Origin of the sequence: Methylobacterium sp. SD274, from assembly GCF_017355285.1 — a bacterium.
Classification (GTDB): domain Bacteria; phylum Pseudomonadota; class Alphaproteobacteria; order Rhizobiales; family Beijerinckiaceae; genus Methylobacterium.
In genome coordinates this window covers 104,174-122,220 of the sequence record NZ_JADIJP010000012.1, presented here as the reverse complement: position 1 = coordinate 122,220, position 18,047 = coordinate 104,174, and the positions used below count along the sequence as shown (strand labels likewise).

Sequence of the window (18,047 nt, the reverse complement as noted above, 5' to 3'; positions counted from 1 at the left end):
GCGAGATGGACGAGAGAACACAAGCCCCGGAAACGGGGCTTTTTCTCGTTCTGGCAGCCCCTCCGTCGTGAACGCACGACTTGCTCATACGTCGAGGCTTCCGCGTCCATCGCGCCCCAGGCAGTGAATGGCAGTTGTCTCATGCCAGCCACTGTCACGCTTGCGTGAGCCGCCGTCCCGGTCACAGAACCGCCTCAGACAAAGAGTGTAAGGCGAGCGCTTTCATTCGGTGCCGGGCATCTCGGCCACCGTGCCGGATGCCGGAGATAATGATGAGCCGAAACTTGGCATTCTCGAATGCGGTCGGACGGTTCGGCCTCGGATGCAGCGCCATCGATCTACGCGCCCTCGACGATCCGCGCGGCTACGTTCGCGCTCAGCTCGACATGTCGGTGACGGCGCCCGAAGCCAAACTGATGTCAACGACCGATCAGCTGCAGGCAATGATGCATCGTCGTCAGCTCGCGAAGCAGCGCCGCGAAGCGATGGCGGATGCGGACGGTGCCAAGGTCAAGCTAGGCAGCAATATGCAAGATGGTGCCATGGCGATGGCACCCGGCGCAGAGCCATCAATGGGTGGCGGCATGATGGAGAACGACTCCGAGGCCAAGGCCACTCAGGGGTCGATCACGAAGAACGCCGATGAGCTGATCACCTGGCTCAGACTGGCGGCGGCGACCAAGGCACCTCTGCACGAGCGGCTGTTTCTACACTGGACCAATCACTTCACCATCGGGGCTGGGAAGGGGAAATCCAGCCTTACGGCGGGTTCGTTCCAGCGCGAAGCCATTCGGCCATTCATTCTCGGCCGCTTTCACGACATGGCCAAGGCGGCGATCCTGCACGCCTCCATGCTCTATTATCTCGACAACGCATCCTCGATCGGCCCCGATTCCAAGGTTGGTCGCATCAAGAAATCCGGCCTCAACGAGAATCTCGGACGCGAGGTGCTCGAACTCCACACACTGGGCGTCGATGGCGGCTACAGTCAGGCCGACGTCACGGCATTGGCCTCCGTCCTCACGGGCTGGACCGTGGATATCAGCCCAAGATCCGAGACTTTCGGCGAGGTGGTGTTCCGTGAACGGCAGCATCAACCAGGGCCGAAGACCATCCTCGGTAAGCGTTACGCGGAAGCGGGAGCGGAGGAGTTTCCCGCGGTCCTGACCGACCTCGTCCGCCACCCATCAACGGCACGCTACGTGACGCGACGGATGGCGCGTGCGTTCGTATCGGAAAAGGCGTCGGACTCTCTTCAGAAGAATCTCGCCAAGGTCTTTCAGGACAGCGACGGCGACCTGAAGGCCGTGACCGCCGCGCTGATCCAAAACGACGAGGCCTGGACCGCCGCTCCCGTGAAGCTCCGCTCGCCGATCGAGTTCCTCGCCGCGACCGGTCGCCTCCTCGGACAAGCGCCGGTTAGGCCATCGCCGAAAGCCTCGCTTCTCGCGATGGGCCAGCCGTTCCTGGCCGCCCCGTCACCCAAGGGATGGGCCGAGGAAGACGATGCCTGGGCGACCTCGGATGGCATCAAGAGCCGGATCGACTGGGCGCAGCAATGCGCGACGTTCAACGCGAACCATGTCGATATCCGCAAACTCGTGGACGACCGGATCGGCGGCTATTTCTCGGACGAGACCCGGCGCGTGATCAGGCAGGGCGAAAGCCCCGAACAGGCGTTGGCCCTGCTGATGCTCAGTCCGGAATTCCAGCGGCGCTAGCCGGTCGAGAGGCGATGACCCCATGAATCCTCAGGAACACGCCCACCTGCCGACGCGCCGCAACCTGCTGCTCGGCGCCGGCGCCCTCTTCGCCTGGCCCTATGTGCCGAAGGTCTGGGCCGCGTCCGGCCGCGACCCGCGCTTCCTCGTGGTGGTGCTGCGCGGTGGGCTCGACGGCCTGTCGGCGGTGATGCCGGTGGGCGATCCGCAATTCGCTTCGATCCGCTCCGGCTTCAAGCTGTCCCCGACGCACACGCCCTTCCGGCTCGATCCGCTGTTCTCGCTCAATCCGGCCATGCCGAACCTGGCCGATCTCTATGCCAAGCGCGAGGCCACGCTGTTCCATGCCGTCGCTACCCCCTACCGCGCCCGCTCGCATTTCGACGCGCAGGAGGTCCTCGAGAACGGGATGACGCGCTCCAGTTCCGGCGTCGATACCGGTTGGCTCAATCGCGCACTGTCCCTCATTCCCAAGGCCAAGGGCATCGAGTTGCGGCCGACCAAGGCCCTTTCCGTCAGCGCAACAACACCGCTGATCCTGCGTGGTCCGGCCCAGGTCGAGACATGGCAGCCTCAGACTCTGCCCTACGCCTCGGCCGATACGCTGATGCGGCTTCAAGCGCTCTACGACGACAAGGACCAGGCCCTGGCAAATGCCCTGCGCGAGGGTGTGCAGGTCGACGATTTCATCGCCTCGGATCCGAGCATGGCGGCGATGGGCAAGCAGCCGTTGAAGGGCCCCAACAGCTTCGCCTCGGCCGCCCGCGCTGCGGCCTCGCTCATGGCGCCCGTCACCGGCCCCCGCATTGCCGTGATGAACTTCGACGGTTGGGACACACACTCGTCCCAAGGCCCCTATGAGGGGCGTCTTGCCAGGAACCTGGCCTCCCTCGATGCCGGCATAGCGGCGATCAAGGAGGGACTCGGCGCCTCCTGGGCACAGACCTCCGTTCTGATCGTCACGGAATTCGGCCGCACCGTGCATGTGAACGGCTCCTCCGGCACCGATCACGGAACGGCGACGGTGGCCTTCCTCGTCGGAGGCGCGGTGGCAGGGGGACGGGTGATCGCCGATTGGCCGAGCCTGAAGGAAAGCGCCCTGTTCGAAGGTCGCGACCTCGCGCCGACCACGGATCTGCGCGCCGTGATGAAGGGCCTGCTGATCGATCAGTTCGGGTTCGAGGAGAAGATCCTGTCGGAAAAGATCTTCCCCGGCAGCGAGAAGGCCCCCGGTATGAGGGATCTGCTTCGGGCCTGACCTGCGCGAGGCGCAGAGGCTACGCCATCGACCCTCGTCAAAAGATGGAGGGGGTCCGTCTGCGCGAAGGGATGCCGACGCCGCCCGGTTCGTCGGTGTTTGGGGGCTCCTCTACGGCGCTCTCCACGGCCGGGGGCAGCTGCGCGACCTGTTTGGCGCGAGACGGCGCCACCTTCCCGACGCGCTCGATCCTGACGCCGACATAGTCACCCCGCCTCCAGGCGAGCTTCACCATGCAGACGAAGTCACGGCCGATGATGCGGAGCAGAAAGGAAGGCGGCAAAGCTTGGTAGGACGGGATGCCGAGCTTGGCACCGGATTTGGAGACGTCCTTCACGGTGCAGGGGATTTCGCTACCGTCCGGAAGGCGGATATTCGCGATCCAGTTGGTTGAGTTCCGGTCCTCGCGCCGCGGCACCGGATCCTGCGACTCGCCCGTCTCTTTGTCCGACCGCACTTAAGACGCTCCGGCGTTTCGCCATTACTCGCATCGGCATAAGCCGAGAACGTTTACGGACATCTACTGGCAATCGGAATTTCTCGCGGTGCTTGGCGGCCGATACGCGAGGTCGCGCAATCCGAAGCATAGGGCATCGCGGACATTTTCGTCGCCGGATTGGCCCAGATGCGCGCGGACTTCGCCAGTCAAAAGATGCACCTGATCACCCCCACAAAGGCTGGATTGGACTACCAAAGGCGCTGCTGGAGAAGCGCCCGCCGGACGCAGGCGGTCATAATCCAACCGCACGGGCATGTTTTCGAGTTCTCGAATTCACACTTTTCTTCTAAGAGGAAGAGAGTGTCCGACCGCCGTTCGCAAACGGTATCGCAGACTTTCCTACGAACTAAGCTTGACAATCGAACGTGACGGCGGGGGCGGCAGTGGCTAAGGGGCGGGAATCGGCCGAGATCATTTCGGCGTTGGCAAGTTGCCGGACAGCGTTCATCGGCGTCGCGGTGATGAGCGGTTTGGTCAACATTTTATATCTGACCGGATCGTTCTTCATGCTCGAAGTCTACGACCGCGTCATTCCGAGCCGCAGCGTGCCGACACTGGTCGGTCTGGTGATCCTCGCCCTCGTCCTCTACGGATTTCAGGGCATTCTGGAGACGATCCGCTCGCGTATCCTTGCACGCGTCGGCGCGTCTCTGGACGAAGCCCTCAGCGCGCGGGTGTTCGACATCGTCGTACGGGCTCCCCTGAAGGGTGCCACCCCGGGCGACGGGCTGCTGCCCCTGCGCGATCTCGACCAGTTGCGTGCCTTCCTCGGCGGCACGGGCCCCTCGGCCTTCTTCGATCTGCCGTGGATGCCGATCTACGTCTTCATCTGCTTCCTCTTCCACCCGCTCATCGGCGTCGCCGCGCTCGTGGGCGCGGCGGTCCTGGCCGTCCTCGCCCTGACCACGGATCGCTCGACGCGCGGGCCCTCGCAGACCGCCACCGCCCACGGCATGCGCCGCAACGGATTGGCGGAAGCCGGCCGCCGCAATGCCGAGGTGCTCGCCGCCATGGGAATGCAGGGACGTTTCGCCGATCGCTGGGGTGGTGCCAACCGCGACTACATGCAGTCGCAGATGAACGTCTCGGACGTCGCCAGCGGTTTCGGTGCGGGCTCGAAAGTGTTCCGCATGGCGCTGCAATCGGGTGTGCTTGCCCTCGGCGCATGGCTCGTCATCAACAATCTGGCTTCGGCCGGCGTCATCATCGCCTCGTCGATCCTCGTCGCCCGTGCCCTGGCTCCCGCGGAACTCGCCATTGCGAACTGGAAGGGATTCGTTCAGGCGCGCCAGAGCTGGGCGCGGCTCTCGGAGCTGTTCGCGCGCCTGCCCGCCGCCGAACAGCCCCACGCGCTGCCCGCTCCGTCGCAGAGTCTCGTCGCCGAGAACGTCACCCTCGCACCGCCCGGCACCCAGCGCATCGTCGTCCAGGATGTCAGCCTTTCGCTGCAGCGCGGACAGGGGCTCGGAATCATCGGCCCGAGCGCGTCGGGTAAGTCCAGCCTCGTCCGCGCCATCGTCGGCGTCTGGCCTCCCGTTCGCGGCAAAGTCAGGATCGACGGCGCAGCCATCGACCAATGGTCCAGCGCCGATCTCGGACCGCATATCGGCTTCCTGCCGCAGGAAGTGGAGCTGTTCGCGGGCACCATCGCCGAGAACATCGCGCGGTTCGATCCCAACGCCCAATCGGGCGCCGTCATCGCGGCGGCCAAATCGGCGGGCATCCACGAGATGATCCTGCGCCTCACGGAAGGCTACGACACCCGGATCGGGGAGGGCGGCGCCGGCCTGTCGGCGGGTCAGCGCCAGCGTGTCGGCCTGGCGAGGGCGCTTTATGGCGACCCCTTCCTCGTAGTGCTGGATGAACCCAACTCGAATCTCGACGGGGAGGGCGAGAACGCCCTGACCCAGGCCATCGTCGGTGTGCGGCAGCGCGGCGGCATCTGCATCGTCGTGGCGCACCGCCCCAGCGCCCTGGCGGCCGTCGACATGATCCTGATGATGGCCGACGGGCGGGCCCAGGCCTTCGGCCCCAAGGACGAGGTGCTCAAGCGCGTCCTTCGGTCGACCCCAGCTCCCGCTGCCGAGCCCGTCGCCGCACAACGAACCGGCGCGAACGTCGCCACCCTTCAGGAGAGCGCGTGATGGCCATCGCACTGTCGCCCGTCGGACTTCCCGCCGCCCAGGTCCGCCCCACGGCCAACGGGTCCATCCGCCGCCACCTTGCCGTCGCCATCGGTGTCGGCGCCGTCCTCGTCGTCGGCATCGGCGGCTGGGCCACCTTCACGATGATTTCGGGAGCGGTGATCGCTCCGGGCCAGCTCATGGTCGAATCGGATGTGAAAAAGGTCCAGCATCCCACCGGCGGCGTCGTCGGTGAGTTGCGGGTGAAGGAGGGCGCACGGGTCAAGGCCGGCGACATCCTGATCCGCCTCGACGAGACCCAGACCCGCGCCAATCTCGACATCATCCTGAAGGCGCTCGACGAATTCGCGGCCCGCCGCGCCCGCGACGAGGCGGAGCGTGACGGCGCATCCGAGATCACCTTCCCGGCGGATCTCCTGGCCCGCAAGGCCAAGGATCCGTCCGTCGCGCATCTGGTGGACAGCGAAACCCGTCTGTTCCAAGCCCGCGTCGCCGGCCGTGAGGGCCAGAAGGCGCAGTTGCGCGAGCGCGTCTCCCAGCTCGGCGAGGAGATCAAGGGTCTCACCGAACAGGCCGCCGCCAAGGAGCGGGAAACGGCGCTGATCGGGACCGAGCTGAAAGGGGTGCGCGAGCTCTACGGCAAGAACCTGGTGCCGCTCTCGCGCGTCACGGCGCTCGAACGCGACGGCGCCCGGCTGCAGGGCGAGCGCGGTCAGCTCATCGCCTCCACCGCATCGGCCAAGGGGAAGATCACCGAGATCGAACTGCAGATCTTCCAGATCGATCAGGACATGCGCACCGAGACCGGAAAGGAACTCGCGGAGATTCGCGGCCGCTGGTCGGAATATGTCGAGAAGCGCATCGCCGCGGAGGATCAGCTCAAGCGCATCGACATGCGCTCGCCTCAGAACGGCACGGTCCACCAGCTGACCGTGCACACGATCGGCGGTCTCGTGGTTCCCAGCGAGCCGGCGATGCTGATCGTGCCCGACGCCGACAAGCTCATCGTCGAAGTAAAGATTCAGCCGCAGGACATCGACAACGTGCGTGTGGATCAGCGGGCGGTCCTGCGTTTCCCGGCCTTCAACCAGCGGGTGACGCCCGAGATCGACGGGATCGTGAGCCGGGTTTCGGCCGACGTCTCGCAGGACCCGAAGAGCGGCATGACCTACTACACCGCGCGCATCCGCATGACGGAGGATCAGGTGGAGCGCCTCGGCAAGGTCCAGCTCGTGCCCGGCATGCCTGTGGAAGCGTTCATGCAACTCGGGGACCGCTCGGTCATCTCCTACCTGACGAAGCCTCTGACGGACCAGATCGCCAAGGCTTGGCGCGAGCGTTGACGGCTCCGAGAGGCGAAGCATGGAGACCCCGACCATGCGTCGGGGCGAGAGTTTGAAGAATCCGCATCATGGGCAGGTCGGTTGCATCTTGCCTTCAGGCGCTCAAGCCTGATATGGCAACCGCCTTTCCGCGATGCGTGAACTGCCATCGCCGAGGACGCCTTACCGAGGTGCCTCGTTCCCGAGACCCTATGGACAGGCGGCGGGCTCAAACCCGGCCGACGTGAGACCGATGAAGATTCGCAACTCCCTCAAGTCCCTCCGTGGCCGTCACCGCGACAACCAGCTCGTGCGCCGTAAGGGCCGCGTCTACGTCATCAACAAGACGCAGAAGCGCTTCAAGGCCCGCCAGGGCTGAGGCTGCGGGCTGCCCGGCAATTCGGGGCAGCCGCGTCAAGCCTGCCTGTTGACGGCGGCGTGAAGGGCGAGGAAGCTCGCTCTCATGACGCTGTCCCGGCACCTCGGCATTCTTTTCAACGCTGCGCTCCTGAGCGCCGCGTTTTTTTCATTAGGGGCATCGTCCGCCGACGCTCTGCCTCAAGCGAGTCAGGGCCGGGAGACCGGACGGGTCAGAGAAACCGAGAAGGATGCACCCAGGAAGGTGCAGGCGCCGAGCCTCGAAGATCTCTACGCGAGGCTGAAGGCGTCCGAGGACGATGCCGAGGCCAAGGGTATCTCCCGCCTGATCGAGCAGCGTCTCGGGCGCTCCGGCAGCGCCACGGCAGATCTCCTCACCGAACGTGCCCGCCAGGCGATGTCGGGCCGCGATTATGCCCTCGCCGTCGAGTTGATGGACCGCGCCACTACCCTCGAGCCGCAATGGGCGGAGGGCTGGAACCGGCGGGCCACGGTGTTCTGGCTGCTCACCGACCAGACCAATGCCGTGGCCGATCTGCAGCGGACGCTGGTGCTGGAACCACGACATTACGAGGCCTGGGCGGCACTGGGCCGGATCTACCTATCGATGGATGACAAGCGCCGTGCCCTCGACGCTTTCCGACGCGCCTCCGCCATCTATCCGCGCATGGAGAAGCTCCAGAGCGCCATCGACCGGCTTGTCCCCGAGATCGACGGACGGGACCTGTAACCGGACATGGTTCTTCTGCACTGGCTCGGCCTGATCGCGGGCGCGATGCTCGGATTGATCGTCAGCGTGCTCGCGGCCGGCGCTCTCGTGACCTTGATCGTCACCCTGCGGGTCGGCACCAAGTTCCCGCCGCTCGGCCCCTCCGTGGAAGTGGCGGGCGGACGGCTCGCGACGATCCAGGCCGGTCCGAATCCTTCCTCCAGGGGAACCATCGTGCTCCTGCACGGGGCTTCGGCCAATGCGGCCGATCCGATGGAAGGTGTCGGCCGCAGGCTCGCGGAGAGCGGTTTTCGCGTCATCGCCTTCGACAGGCCGGGATACGGCTGGAGCGACCGCCTCGGCGACCGCGATATGGCGAGTCCGGCGGCACAGGGACACGCCATCGCGCAGGCTATCGAAGGTATCGGGACCGGCCGTGTGATCCTGATGGGGCATTCCTGGGCCGGTGCGCTGGCCACCGCCATTGCCCTCGACCATCCGGAGGTCGTGTCCGGCCTCGTGCTGGTGGCGCCGGTTGTGATGCCGTTTCCGGCCATGGCGCCTCTGCCATGGTATTACCGCGTCGCGTTGAAGCCCCCGGTCGCTTGGCTGCTCAGCCGCACCGTCGCGACACCGCTCGGCCTCTATTATCTCGAACGCGCAGGGCGTGCGGCCTTCCGGCCGCAGGAACTTCCCGGAAATTATCTCGACCGTAGCCGCTCAGCCCTGGTGCTGCGCCCCGCGACGATGTTAGCGAATCTCGAAGACCTGATCGGCCTACCCGCAGCCTTGGCGGCCCAGGCTCCGCGATACGGTACGATCGCCGTGCCGACGGTGATCGTCTCCGGCGATGCGGATGCTGCCGTTCCGGCGACGCGCCATGCGGAGCCTTTGGCCAGGACTATCCCCGGCGCGCGCCTCGTTCTGCTGCCGGGCATCGGCCACATGGTGCCCTATATGGCGACGAATGCGCTCGTGGATGCCATTGAGCGCCTCGCCGCCGAGATCGGCGCGACGGAAACTGAACCCGTCGCGCCCTGACAGTCGATCAGGCTCTCGCGGCGTGATCGCGGGTGACGAAGGCGATCCGCACCAGGTTGGTAGCGCCCGGCGTCCCGAACGGCACGCCCGCCACGACGATGACCCGGTCACCGATTTCGGCGAAGCGTTCGCGAACGGCGAATTTCGCCGCGCGGAAGGCCATGTCGTCCACGTCGCTCGCATCGTTGGTGACGATCGGGTGCGTGCCCCAGCACATGGCCAGCCGCCGGGCGGTCTCGCGCTTCGGCGTGAGGGCGATGATCGTGGCGTTGGGCCGCGAGCGGGCGAGACGCAGGGCCGTCGATCCCGAATGCGTCCAGGCCATGATGGCGGTGAGGCCGAGAGCACCGACCATTTGATGCGCCGCCGCCGCAATGGCGTCCGACGCGGTGGCATCGGGCTCAGAGCGCTGCGCCGTCAGGATCGTCCAGTAGAGCGCGTCGCGCTCCACCTGCTCGGCGATACGGCTCATCATTGAGATCGCCTCGATCGGGAAGGCGCCGGAGGCGCTCTCCGCCGACAGCATCACCGCATCCGCGCCCTCGTAGACTGCCGTCGCCACGTCCGAGACCTCGGCGCGGGTAGGGACCGGCGCGGTGATCATCGATTCCAGCATCTGGGTCGCGACCACGACGGGCTTGCCCAGACGCCGCGCACCACGCGTGATCCGCTTCTGCACGCCGGGCACCTGCTCGAGCGGCATCTCCACGCCGAGATCACCACGCGCCACCATGATGCCGTCGGAGATCTCGATGATCTCGTCGAGACGGGTCAGCGCCTGCGGCTTCTCGATCTTGGCCATGACCAGCGCGCGGCCGGCGGCGACCTTCTTCACCTCGGCCACGTCCTCGGGGCGCTGGACGAAGGAGACCGCGATCCAGTCCGCGCCGGCATTGAGGCCGGCCTCGAGATCGCCGCGGTCCTTTTCGGTCATGGCCGCGACCGGGATCACCGTGTCGGGCAAGGACACGCCCTTGCGGTTGGAAATCCTGCCGCCGATGACGACCTCCGTCACCGCGCGTCCCTCGGAGACTTCGGTCACGACGAGGCGCAGCTTTCCGTCATCGATGATGACGACGTGGCCGGGCTCGAGCGCGGACAGAATCTCGGGGTGAGGAAGGTAGACGCGATGGATGTCGCCCGGCGTCGGATCCGAATCGAGCACGAAGGAGGCCCCGTTCTCGAGGATCGCGCTGCCCTCGGCGAAGGCAGCGACCCGCAGCTTCGGGCCCTGGAGATCCACCAGGACGGCGATGGGCCGGCGCAACTCGCGCTCGATGGTACGGATCACCTCGATCTTCTCGGGCAATTTTTCGCGCGGAAGGTGGCTCATGTTGAGCCGGAACACATCCGCACCGGCGCGGAACAGTTTCTCGATCATCTCCGGCGTATCGGAAGCCGGACCGAGGGTGGCGATGATCTTCGTGCGGCGCGAGCGTTTCACTCCGGTCTCCCGTTTTCTTATGATTCCGCCTGTCGTGACCGACCGGACGAATGGAGGGCGAGCGGTCACAAGCACCGGGGCGGGTCAGGCGTCAAGGTGAGGGGCGCCGGCTGGAAATGATTGCCCCCGCCGATCGCCCGGATGGGGCCCCTCGACACAGGCCTTCGCAGGGACGATAAGCTCACGCCATTAGGGTCGACGGGCTGCCTGGGGAGACGGAGCGTGACGGAGAAGGAAAAGGCCGACAAGGGCAAGCTGGTCTCTCGGAAGTTGGCAACGCTGATCAGGGAAGGCGACAGGAAAGGATTTGAGAAGCTCGCAGCGGATCTTCTCGCCGAATCGGCCGAGGAATGGAGGCCGATGCTCAATTCCAACCGCGCGCTTCTCGACTTCGAGGACATGGCGGCGCAGGCCGGCCTCGAGGAGCAGTATCGTCCGAAGATCTGGTGGATGCGCAGCCCTTATCCGGGCAATTTTGGCGATATCCTCACCCCTTACGTATTGTGGCACGCTTTCGGCGTGATGCCACGCTGGGTTTCCAGTAAGGAGGCCGATGGCCTCTGCATCGGCAGTATCGCGAAATTCGCCAGACCGGGTATGCGTCTGTGGGGGACGGGCATGCCACGCGCTACCGATCCGCTCTGTCCCACGGCGATCTATGCAGCGGTTCGCGGCCCGCTCTCCCGCGGTGCCGTACTGGCGGCAGGCGCAGAATGTCCCGAGATCTATGGCGACGCCGCAGTGCTTCTGCCCGAAATCTACGCTCCCGACGTTGCCAAGACCCACAAGATCGGCATCATTTCCCACGTCCTGCAGGATGCGGAGATTCGGACTGCGATCCGCAAGCTTGGACTTGATCACATCAAAGTGATATCCCTCCACTCGGTGTCATTCGACGATATCGAACGTGTCATCAGAGATATTTTGAGCTGCGAAGAGATTGTCACGACCTCATTGCATGGTCTCATCGTGTCTCATGCTTATGGTGTTCCTGCCCAATACATGAACCTCAATGGAGACACCAACTCCTTCAAGGTGGAAGATTACAAGCTATCGGTGGGACTTACGGATCCGGCCCTCCAAGCGCAGCGCGAGTTCACCGATGTGGATTGGCTGGACGCGCGCCGCTGCGTCCTGCCCCCGTCGCGCATCGATACGGTGGCGCTCCGCTCAGCCTTTCCCTTCCCGGTGCGGAACTTGAGCGAGACACGCCCTCCGATGAAGTGAGCTGCACGCATCGAACCTTACGTTGTTATCTCTGCGTCATTTGCAGTTCGAGGCAGGCCAACCGGTTCGTTAGGCATTCCTCCATTCATGCGCCGCCTAGCAGGCTTAATTCCAAGTCGAGCGTGCTGGCGGACCATCCTTTCAGGTCCGCCGAGGTTGAGTTCGTTGAAAGTGCCTCATAGTGAGCCGGAACCCGTCCGCACCGGCGCGGAACAGTTTCTCGATCATCTCCGGAGTGTCGGAAGCCGGACCGAGGGTGGCAATGATTTTCGTGCGGCCTGAGCGTTTCACTCCGGTTCTCGGAGTTTTTTGAGTATCCCCGTCGGGTTCGAACGGCCGATTGGGGTCGAGGGGCCACAACCACCGAGGCGGGCCGCGCGTCAAGGTTTCGCGCTCATATGGGTGTGCGAAGCGGTCTGCTTGATCCGCTGCCGCGTCGGTCCGGGATCGCGTTTGCTCAGGGAGTGACCGCGGTTGAGAAATACGGCGGCTCGCCGTGCATGGCACGAGACCGAGACGACTGATCGAAAAGAAGCAAAATTCAGCGCGAGCGTCGAGCGCTTCGCTTTGACAGCGCTGCACGCATTAAGGTAGTCCCGCGGTGCAAGACCGGAGTTGTACCCAGTCTGGTTTCCCGTAGAAGCAAGAGAAATCGATGGACGAGCAATCTACTCCTCTGCGTTCGGAATCGGCCGAGAAGCGGCGTCAGGAGCGTATCGCCGCTCGTAAGGCGGCACGCCGCAAGGCTCGTATCGGGGCCCGTCCCGACAAGGCCTCGGATTCAACCAGCGACAACTGAGTGATCGAACGGACGGGGAATACTGCTCCCCCGTATTGTACGCCGGCTCCCGCTCATTGAGACTGGTCATCGCGGGTTAGCAGCCTTGGGCCGAAACGACGGAGTTGGACGATAGTGAGCGCTGGGAAGACCGAAGCATCGCCCAGTCATGCGAATGCCGTGCTCCATGCCTGTCGCAAGCACGCGGTGGCAAACGAATGGGCCGCCGTAATTGATAAGACGGAGGATCGCGCCCTCCAGATCTTGCAGCCTCAACTAGTCATGCAACGGCTTTATGCGGCGCTGATGTTGAATGACGAGGTGCTAGTGACTCAGGTGACCGAGCGCGTCCTCGAACCGGACATCTCCGTGGGTGTGAAGCTCGCGGCGGTTAAGGAACTCGCCTTGCGCAAGCACCCCGAGAAAGGCGCCCGTATCCTGATCACCGATTCCGAGGCCCAGGCCTCGCCGCGCTTCGGCAAAGCCGCAAGACACGTCTTCAAGCATTTGCAGGATCCTATCCTCAAGAATGAACTCAAAGACTGCGTGAGCAACTTCCGCGGTGGCGGCGACCTGATCAAAAGTGATAAGACGAGCTTTTCTTTCCGGAAGCAGCCCAAAAACGAAGTCTGGGGTACGGTTGCGCTGACGGCATCGCCGAAGACGTCCTCTCATCACGCCGAGATGCTCACCAGCGATGCTGCGAAATTCCGTGAGTCGGCGGAAGCGGGGAGACAACCGAAAGTCATCGAGTATCGGAATGTCTTCACGGAACCATCGGGCCAGATCTGGACGGAAAAGGGTGAACTCATCGTCCCCCGTGGGATACCCATGGCGACCTTGGACCGAGCCTCCGTCGAGACGGTCTCGATCGGCTTTGCTGGAAACCGCGGAAGCCGTGGGATTTACCATTGGATCGCGGATTATCTACCCCGTCTCGCCTGGATCCCCGATAGCGATATTCTCGAAGATGAAGGCTTCAAAATCCTGTTGAATGGGAAGAACCCCGGATTCGAGCAGGTGACGCTGGATATCCTCGGCTTCGGCGCAGCGGCGAAGAAGCTGACGGAACCGGTTTTCGTCGAACGGCTGCTTCTTGCACCCGTCACCTTCAAGGGGATGGTGGGCTGGAAACACCTCGATCCGGTCTACGAGACGCTGGGGGAGGAGGCCAGCCGATTAGCGGCCGAGCACGGCGTCGAGCTTCCGGAACGCCTCTACATCACGCGGCGCGATGCCGACCGTCGCGTGCTGACCAACGAAGCCGAGATCGAAGCCCTTGCCCGCGAACGTGGCTTTGAGATCCAAGAATTTTCAAGCATTCCGCTCTGGCACCAAATTGCCCTCGCCCGGCATGCCTCGGTGATTATGGCGCCCCACGGTGCGGGCTTGTCCCATATCGTATTCTCGCGACCAGGAACGATGATACTCGAGTTGCTGCCCATCAAGGACGGCTCATATGCACTTCGTTTCAACTACGCGCGCCTGTCGATCACCAAGGGGCACGATTACCGCGCTTGGTTGGAAGAACAGCAGATTCTCGTCAATGAATGGACGATCGACCTCGATTCCTTCGTACCTTTCCTCGATTCGGCACTGCACAAGGCCGAATGACGCGTCACGATAGGTGAAGCCTGTCATTTCGCTGCAATTCGGCCCTGGCCCGTCGAAGGGGCCTTCCCGACAAGCAAGGATATTATCCGATCAAGGCGCCGCCGGCTGGCTCGGATCCGTGAGCTGGATCGTCCAGCTTTTCTGCTCGCCGGTATCGACCTCATAGAAGCCGTTGCGATCGAACCCGCGGGCAAGGCAATCCTCGACGCCGTGGATCGTGAACTCGGCGTCCTTGGTGCACATCAACGAGCGACCGTTCCATTCTCCGCCGCGGGTATAGTCCACGGCGAACACGTAATAGAATCTCGAGGCGAGCGCGCCACGCAGCAGGGTTTCGCAGCCCTTGGGGGCCACGTCCCACCAGCCTTCCGTCACCCACCCCTGGCCGTCGCGATATCCCAGCGCGATGCCGACCTTGCTCCCGGTTTGGTTGCACATACGGAGGTCCGCCTGGGCCGGCAAGGGCCGGGCGACGAGGCTGGCAAGAACGAGGCCGGCAAAGACCGCCCCTCGCCCGCCAATGGGGGAGGGGCGGCGACAGCTCACGTCGTCAACCGACGAGAATGATACGGCAATCATTGACATTGGTGCGTGTGGGACCCGGTTGGACGAGGTCGCCGATCGTGGCGAAGAACTTCGTCGAATCATTGTCCGCCAGCATGGCAGCCGGGTCGAGGCCGGCGGCGCGGGCGCGCTCCAGCGTGGTCGGGTCGACAAGCCCGCCGGCTGGATCGGTGGCCGCGCCACGTCCGCCATCGGTCCCGTCGGTATCGGCGGCGATGCCGAGGATGCCGGATTCGCCATCGAGGCCGATCGCGAGGGCGAGGGCGTATTCCTGGTTCGGGCCGCCATGGCCCTCACCGACGATGGTCACGGTGAGTTCGCCGCCGGAGATGATCGCCACCTTGCGGCCGGCCGCCTTCATCTCCTTGGCAAGGGCGGCGTGTTCCGCCGCGACCTCACGGGCTTCCCCCTCCACATCGGGGCCGAGCATCACGACCTCGTAGCCGGCGCGCTTCGCGGCCTCCGCCGCCGCATCCAGGGCGTCGATGGGACGGGCGATGATGCGGTATTCGGCGCGGGCGAAGGAGGGGTCGCCCGCCTTCGGCGTCTCGTTGGCCGGGTCGTTGAGGAGCGCCTTGGCGGTCTCCGGCAAGGGAATGTTGCGGCGCTCGCAGATCTCGCGCGCGTCGGCGAGCGTCGAGGGGTCGGGCACGGTCGGGCCCGAGGCGATCACCGCCGGATCGTCATGCGGCACGTCGGAAATCGCCAGCGTCAGGATCGAGCGCGCGTTGCGGGCCATCATGGCCAGCCGGCCGCCCTTGATCCGGGACAGGTGCTTGCGCACCGCGTTGATCTCGTTGATCGGCGCGCCGGAGCGCAGCAACGCCTTGGTGATCGCCTGTTTCTCGCCGAGGGTGAGATCGCCGGCCGGCGCGATCCAATTCGCCGATCCGCCACCCGAAAGCAGCACCAGCACATCGTCTTCCGGACCGGCATCGGCGGCGATCTTCAGGGCGTCGATAGTGGCGTCGATGCCGGCCTGGTCCGGTACCGGGTGTCCGGCCTCGACCATGCGGATCATCGGGGCTTCTTCGCCGTAGCCGTGGCGGGCCACCGCCAGACCGACGATGCGGCTCTCGTCGACGCCGTGCTGCTCCCGGTAGAACCGGCTCGCGACCGCGGCCATGCTTCCGCCGGCCTTGCCGGCACCGAGGATGATCAGCCGACCAGTGCCGGGGGCGGGCAGATGCGGCACCAGGCAGCGGGAGGGATGCGCGGCGGCGATCGCCTCGTCGAGGAAGCCGAGAAGCAGGCCGCGAGCGGCGTCGTGGGACGAAGGGGAGGGAGCGGGCGAAGCGTGTGAAGGCGCGGTCATGGCGTGTCCGTGTCTCATCAAGGTCCGATCGCGCGGGCCGGATTGCTTGTCCGCCGGATTATTGCCGTGGCGGCGCGATCGCCTATACGTGCTGTGCCCGAGCCCTGCCGCCTCGGCAAGCGTGCGATGACCCGACCGGCGGCGTGTTTCATGCCTGAAGAGGGGGATTTCCTCCCGATCGGCCCCGAAGGACCGTGCCCGCCTCATGTTTCCGCCGCATCCCGTCGAGACGATTCCCGGGGATCCCGCTTCGGGTCTCCTCCTTATCTGCGAGCATGCCTCGAATCACGTTCCGGAGGATCTGGCGCAGCTCGGGGTGCCCGAGCGGGAATTCGCGCGCCACATCGCCTACGATATCGGCGCGGCCGAGGTCACCCGGCGGCTTGCGGCCCATCTCGGCGTGCCGGCCATCCTCACGCGGTTCTCACGCTTGGTCATCGATCCCAACCGGGGGCGCGAGGACCCGACGCTGGTCATGCGTCTGTCGGACGGCGCCGTGGTGCCGGGCAATGCCAGGATCGACGAAGCCGGAAAGGAGGAGCGCATCCGGCGCTTCTATGTGCCCTTCGACGAAGCAGTGGATACGGCCGTCGCGCAGGCCACTGAGGCAGGCGTGCCGCCCTCCATCGTCACGATGCACAGTTTCACGGCCTCATGGCGCGGCTATATGCGGCCCTGGCATGTGGGCATCCTGTGGGACAGGGACGACCGTATGAGCGCGCCCCTCATCGCCGGGCTCCGCGCCGACCCGGCCGGGCTGACGGTGGGCGACAACGAGCCTTATGGCGGCGGCCTGCCGGGCGACACGATCGATCGCCACGCCATCGCACGCGGCCTTCCCAACGCCCTCGTGGAGATCCGGCAGGATCTCATCGCCCTGGAGCCGGGCCAGATCGAATGGGCGGCGCGTTTCGCCAAGCTCCTCCGACCGCTGATGCCGAAAGCCGGCTGACTTTCATTCCGCGATGAACAGACAGCACATACGAAAGCGGCGGGGCTCAGGCCCCGCCGTTTCCGTCATTCCGTCGGCCTCTGTTTAGCGGGGGCCGCCCGAGGTGCGGCCGTACTGCCAGACCGGGAAGCTGTTCTGCTCGGCGTTGCCTTCCTGGGCGGAGTCGACGCTGCGGCGGCTGACGACCGACCCGGTGGTCAAGTCGTCATCGGCGACGACCTGACGGCCTGCACTGCCGGGAGCTGCATAGGCCGAGATACCGGCGGGCGCATTATAGCTCTGAGCGAGAGCAGGCGAAGCAGCGACGCCGAGGCTCAAAGCAACAGCAGCGACGGCGGAAGCGAGACGAGTGTTCATGACTAAGTCCTATTGAATGTCGCGGTCTCCGTCAGAGGGCGGTGGGCCGTGAGTTCTTGTGTAGCCCCGATGTAGGACGAACCCTGCCGCAACGTCGTGCGGTTTGGCACCTGCATGCGCGAGACGCCGGACGAGCGCTGATTTGAGTCCTTGCGATGCGTCAGGCGCAAGAGAGCGGAGAGAAATGTCCGGCGCCTCCCGCATTCTCGCGGGAGGTCATGCGCGCGCAGGAACGCCGGGAAAGCCATGCGTCCGAAAGCCATGCGCCCGAAAACGGGACCGCGCGTCAGCGATGGTATATCCTCGCGCGAAAGCGGTGACCGCCCGCGAGCCGAAGGATGAGGAAACTGCCATGACCGAGATCGACACCGCCACGCAGACCGAATTGGAAGCCGCGGTGTTCCGCCGCCTCGTGGCGCATCTGCAGACGCGCAGCGACGTCCAGAATATCGACCTCATGAACATGGCCGGCTTCTGCCGCAACTGCCTGTCGAACTGGATGAAGGACGCCGCCGACGAGCGCGGCCTGGGCCTCAGCAAGGACGAGACTCGCGAGCGCGTCTACGGAATGCCCTACGAGGAATGGAAGCGGCTGAACCAGGCCGAGGCCACGCCCGAGCAACAGTCGGCCTTCTCGAAGGCGCAAGCCGAGCCGCACTAAGCTTCCGGTAAGCGTGATCGCTTAACCAGCCTCCTCCGGCGCATCCCACCCGATGCGCCTCAG

At 65.0% G+C, this 18,047-nt stretch carries 17 protein-coding genes; 12 read left to right on the top strand and 5 right to left on the bottom strand.

The window, feature by feature from the left end; all coding sequences use genetic code 11:
- Positions 1–272 precede the first annotated feature (272 nt).
- Both IPV08_RS12700 and IPV08_RS12695 read left to right on the top strand, forming a co-directional pair.
- Positions 273–1,721, top strand: a complete 1,449-nt coding sequence (locus IPV08_RS12700) for a DUF1800 family protein (RefSeq protein ID WP_207412128.1) — start codon at positions 273–275, stop codon at positions 1,719–1,721.
- A gap of 22 nt (positions 1,722–1,743) precedes the next feature.
- The gene (locus IPV08_RS12695; protein ID WP_207412127.1) at positions 1,744–2,979 is read left to right on the top strand and encodes a DUF1501 domain-containing protein; all 1,236 of its coding nucleotides are present in this window, start codon (positions 1,744–1,746) and stop codon (positions 2,977–2,979) included.
- A 37-nt stretch (positions 2,980–3,016) separates the two neighbouring features.
- Here the strand turns inward: IPV08_RS12695 and IPV08_RS12690 are convergent, their stop codons facing one another.
- Positions 3,017–3,436, bottom strand: coding sequence for a PilZ domain-containing protein (locus IPV08_RS12690; protein WP_207412126.1), 420 nt, complete (start codon positions 3,434–3,436; stop codon positions 3,017–3,019).
- A gap of 425 nt (positions 3,437–3,861) precedes the next feature.
- Between IPV08_RS12690 and IPV08_RS12685 the strand changes: the two genes are divergently transcribed.
- The 5 genes from IPV08_RS12685 (at position 3,862) to IPV08_RS12665 (ending at position 9,072) form a co-directional block, all read left to right on the top strand.
- Positions 3,862–5,622 (top strand): type I secretion system permease/ATPase, encoded by a 1,761-nt coding sequence (locus IPV08_RS12685; protein ID WP_207412146.1) that lies wholly within the window; start codon positions 3,862–3,864, stop codon positions 5,620–5,622.
- A complete protein-coding gene (locus IPV08_RS12680) occupies positions 5,622–6,965 on the top strand; it encodes an HlyD family type I secretion periplasmic adaptor subunit (protein ID WP_207412125.1) in 1,344 nt (447 codons plus the stop codon). The genes IPV08_RS12685 and IPV08_RS12680 overlap by 1 nt, the downstream gene beginning before the upstream one ends.
- A 232-nt stretch (positions 6,966–7,197) precedes the next feature.
- Positions 7,198–7,323, top strand: a complete 126-nt coding sequence (ykgO, locus tag IPV08_RS12675; protein ID WP_003601867.1) for a type B 50S ribosomal protein L36 — start codon at positions 7,198–7,200, stop codon at positions 7,321–7,323.
- A gap of 84 nt (positions 7,324–7,407) precedes the next feature.
- Entirely contained in the window at positions 7,408–8,052 is a 645-nt protein-coding gene (locus IPV08_RS12670) for a hypothetical protein (RefSeq protein ID WP_207412124.1), read from the top strand.
- Between the two features lie 6 nt (positions 8,053–8,058).
- Positions 8,059–9,072, top strand: a complete 1,014-nt coding sequence (locus IPV08_RS12665) for an alpha/beta hydrolase (protein WP_207412123.1) — start codon at positions 8,059–8,061, stop codon at positions 9,070–9,072.
- A 7-nt stretch (positions 9,073–9,079) separates the two neighbouring features.
- On the opposite strand, the gene pyk is transcribed toward IPV08_RS12665, so the two are convergent.
- Positions 9,080–10,516 carry a pyruvate kinase gene (gene pyk / locus IPV08_RS12660; RefSeq protein ID WP_056429184.1) on the bottom strand — a complete coding sequence of 479 codons (1,437 nt, stop codon included), beginning with the start codon at positions 10,514–10,516 and terminating at the stop codon, positions 9,080–9,082.
- A gap of 222 nt (positions 10,517–10,738) precedes the next feature.
- Here pyk and IPV08_RS12655 point away from each other — a divergent pair, with 222 nt between their 5' ends.
- From IPV08_RS12655 to IPV08_RS25060, 3 genes are all read left to right on the top strand, one after another.
- On the top strand, positions 10,739–11,743 hold the full coding sequence (locus IPV08_RS12655; protein WP_348646115.1) for a polysaccharide pyruvyl transferase family protein: 1,005 nt from the start codon (positions 10,739–10,741) through the stop codon (positions 11,741–11,743).
- A 655-nt stretch (positions 11,744–12,398) separates the two neighbouring features.
- Positions 12,399–12,542: a hypothetical protein gene (locus tag IPV08_RS12645; protein WP_207412121.1), complete on the top strand. Its 144-nt coding sequence runs from the start codon at positions 12,399–12,401 to the stop codon at positions 12,540–12,542.
- A gap of 114 nt (positions 12,543–12,656) precedes the next feature.
- Positions 12,657–14,135, top strand: a complete 1,479-nt coding sequence (locus IPV08_RS25060) for a glycosyltransferase family 61 protein (RefSeq protein ID WP_207412120.1) — start codon at positions 12,657–12,659, stop codon at positions 14,133–14,135.
- Positions 14,136–14,225: 90 nt separating this feature from the next.
- On the opposite strand, the gene IPV08_RS12635 is transcribed toward IPV08_RS25060, so the two are convergent.
- Entirely contained in the window at positions 14,226–14,681 is a 456-nt protein-coding gene (locus tag IPV08_RS12635) for a DUF1036 domain-containing protein (RefSeq protein WP_348646114.1), read from the bottom strand.
- 4 nt (positions 14,682–14,685) lie between these two features.
- Positions 14,686–16,014 carry a glycerate kinase gene (locus IPV08_RS12630; RefSeq protein WP_207412119.1) on the bottom strand — a complete coding sequence of 443 codons (1,329 nt, stop codon included), beginning with the start codon at positions 16,012–16,014 and terminating at the stop codon, positions 14,686–14,688.
- Between the two features lie 205 nt (positions 16,015–16,219).
- On the opposite strand from IPV08_RS12630, the gene IPV08_RS12625 reads away from it, so the two are divergent.
- A complete protein-coding gene (locus IPV08_RS12625; RefSeq protein ID WP_207412118.1) occupies positions 16,220–16,966 on the top strand; it encodes an N-formylglutamate amidohydrolase in 747 nt (248 codons plus the stop codon).
- Positions 16,967–17,050: 84 nt separating this feature from the next.
- On the opposite strand, the gene IPV08_RS12620 is transcribed toward IPV08_RS12625, so the two are convergent.
- Positions 17,051–17,323, bottom strand: a complete 273-nt coding sequence (locus IPV08_RS12620) for a hypothetical protein (RefSeq protein ID WP_207412117.1) — start codon at positions 17,321–17,323, stop codon at positions 17,051–17,053.
- 352 nt (positions 17,324–17,675) lie between these two features.
- Here IPV08_RS12620 and IPV08_RS12615 point away from each other — a divergent pair, with 352 nt between their 5' ends.
- Positions 17,676–17,984: a DUF1244 domain-containing protein gene (locus IPV08_RS12615; RefSeq protein ID WP_056429233.1), complete on the top strand. Its 309-nt coding sequence runs from the start codon at positions 17,676–17,678 to the stop codon at positions 17,982–17,984.
- Positions 17,985–18,047 lie beyond the last annotated feature (63 nt).

Coding starts and splice junctions, on each gene's coding strand:
- IPV08_RS12695 (WP_207412127.1), top strand. CDS start 1,744: ATGAATCCTCAGGAACACGCCCACCTGCCGACGCGCCGCAACCTGCTG.
- IPV08_RS12665 (WP_207412123.1), top strand. CDS start 8,059: ATGGTTCTTCTGCACTGGCTCGGCCTGATCGCGGGCGCGATGCTCGGA.
- IPV08_RS12700 (WP_207412128.1), top strand. CDS start 273: ATGAGCCGAAACTTGGCATTCTCGAATGCGGTCGGACGGTTCGGCCTC.
- IPV08_RS12620 (WP_207412117.1), bottom strand. CDS start 17,323: ATGAACACTCGTCTCGCTTCCGCCGTCGCTGCTGTTGCTTTGAGCCTC.
- IPV08_RS12645 (WP_207412121.1), top strand. CDS start 12,399: ATGGACGAGCAATCTACTCCTCTGCGTTCGGAATCGGCCGAGAAGCGG.
- IPV08_RS12630 (WP_207412119.1), bottom strand. CDS start 16,014: ATGACCGCGCCTTCACACGCTTCGCCCGCTCCCTCCCCTTCGTCCCAC.
- IPV08_RS12670 (WP_207412124.1), top strand. CDS start 7,408: ATGACGCTGTCCCGGCACCTCGGCATTCTTTTCAACGCTGCGCTCCTG.
- ykgO (WP_003601867.1), top strand. CDS start 7,198: ATGAAGATTCGCAACTCCCTCAAGTCCCTCCGTGGCCGTCACCGCGAC.
- IPV08_RS12625 (WP_207412118.1), top strand. CDS start 16,220: ATGTTTCCGCCGCATCCCGTCGAGACGATTCCCGGGGATCCCGCTTCG.
- IPV08_RS12615 (WP_056429233.1), top strand. CDS start 17,676: ATGACCGAGATCGACACCGCCACGCAGACCGAATTGGAAGCCGCGGTG.
- IPV08_RS12680 (WP_207412125.1), top strand. CDS start 5,622: ATGGCCATCGCACTGTCGCCCGTCGGACTTCCCGCCGCCCAGGTCCGC.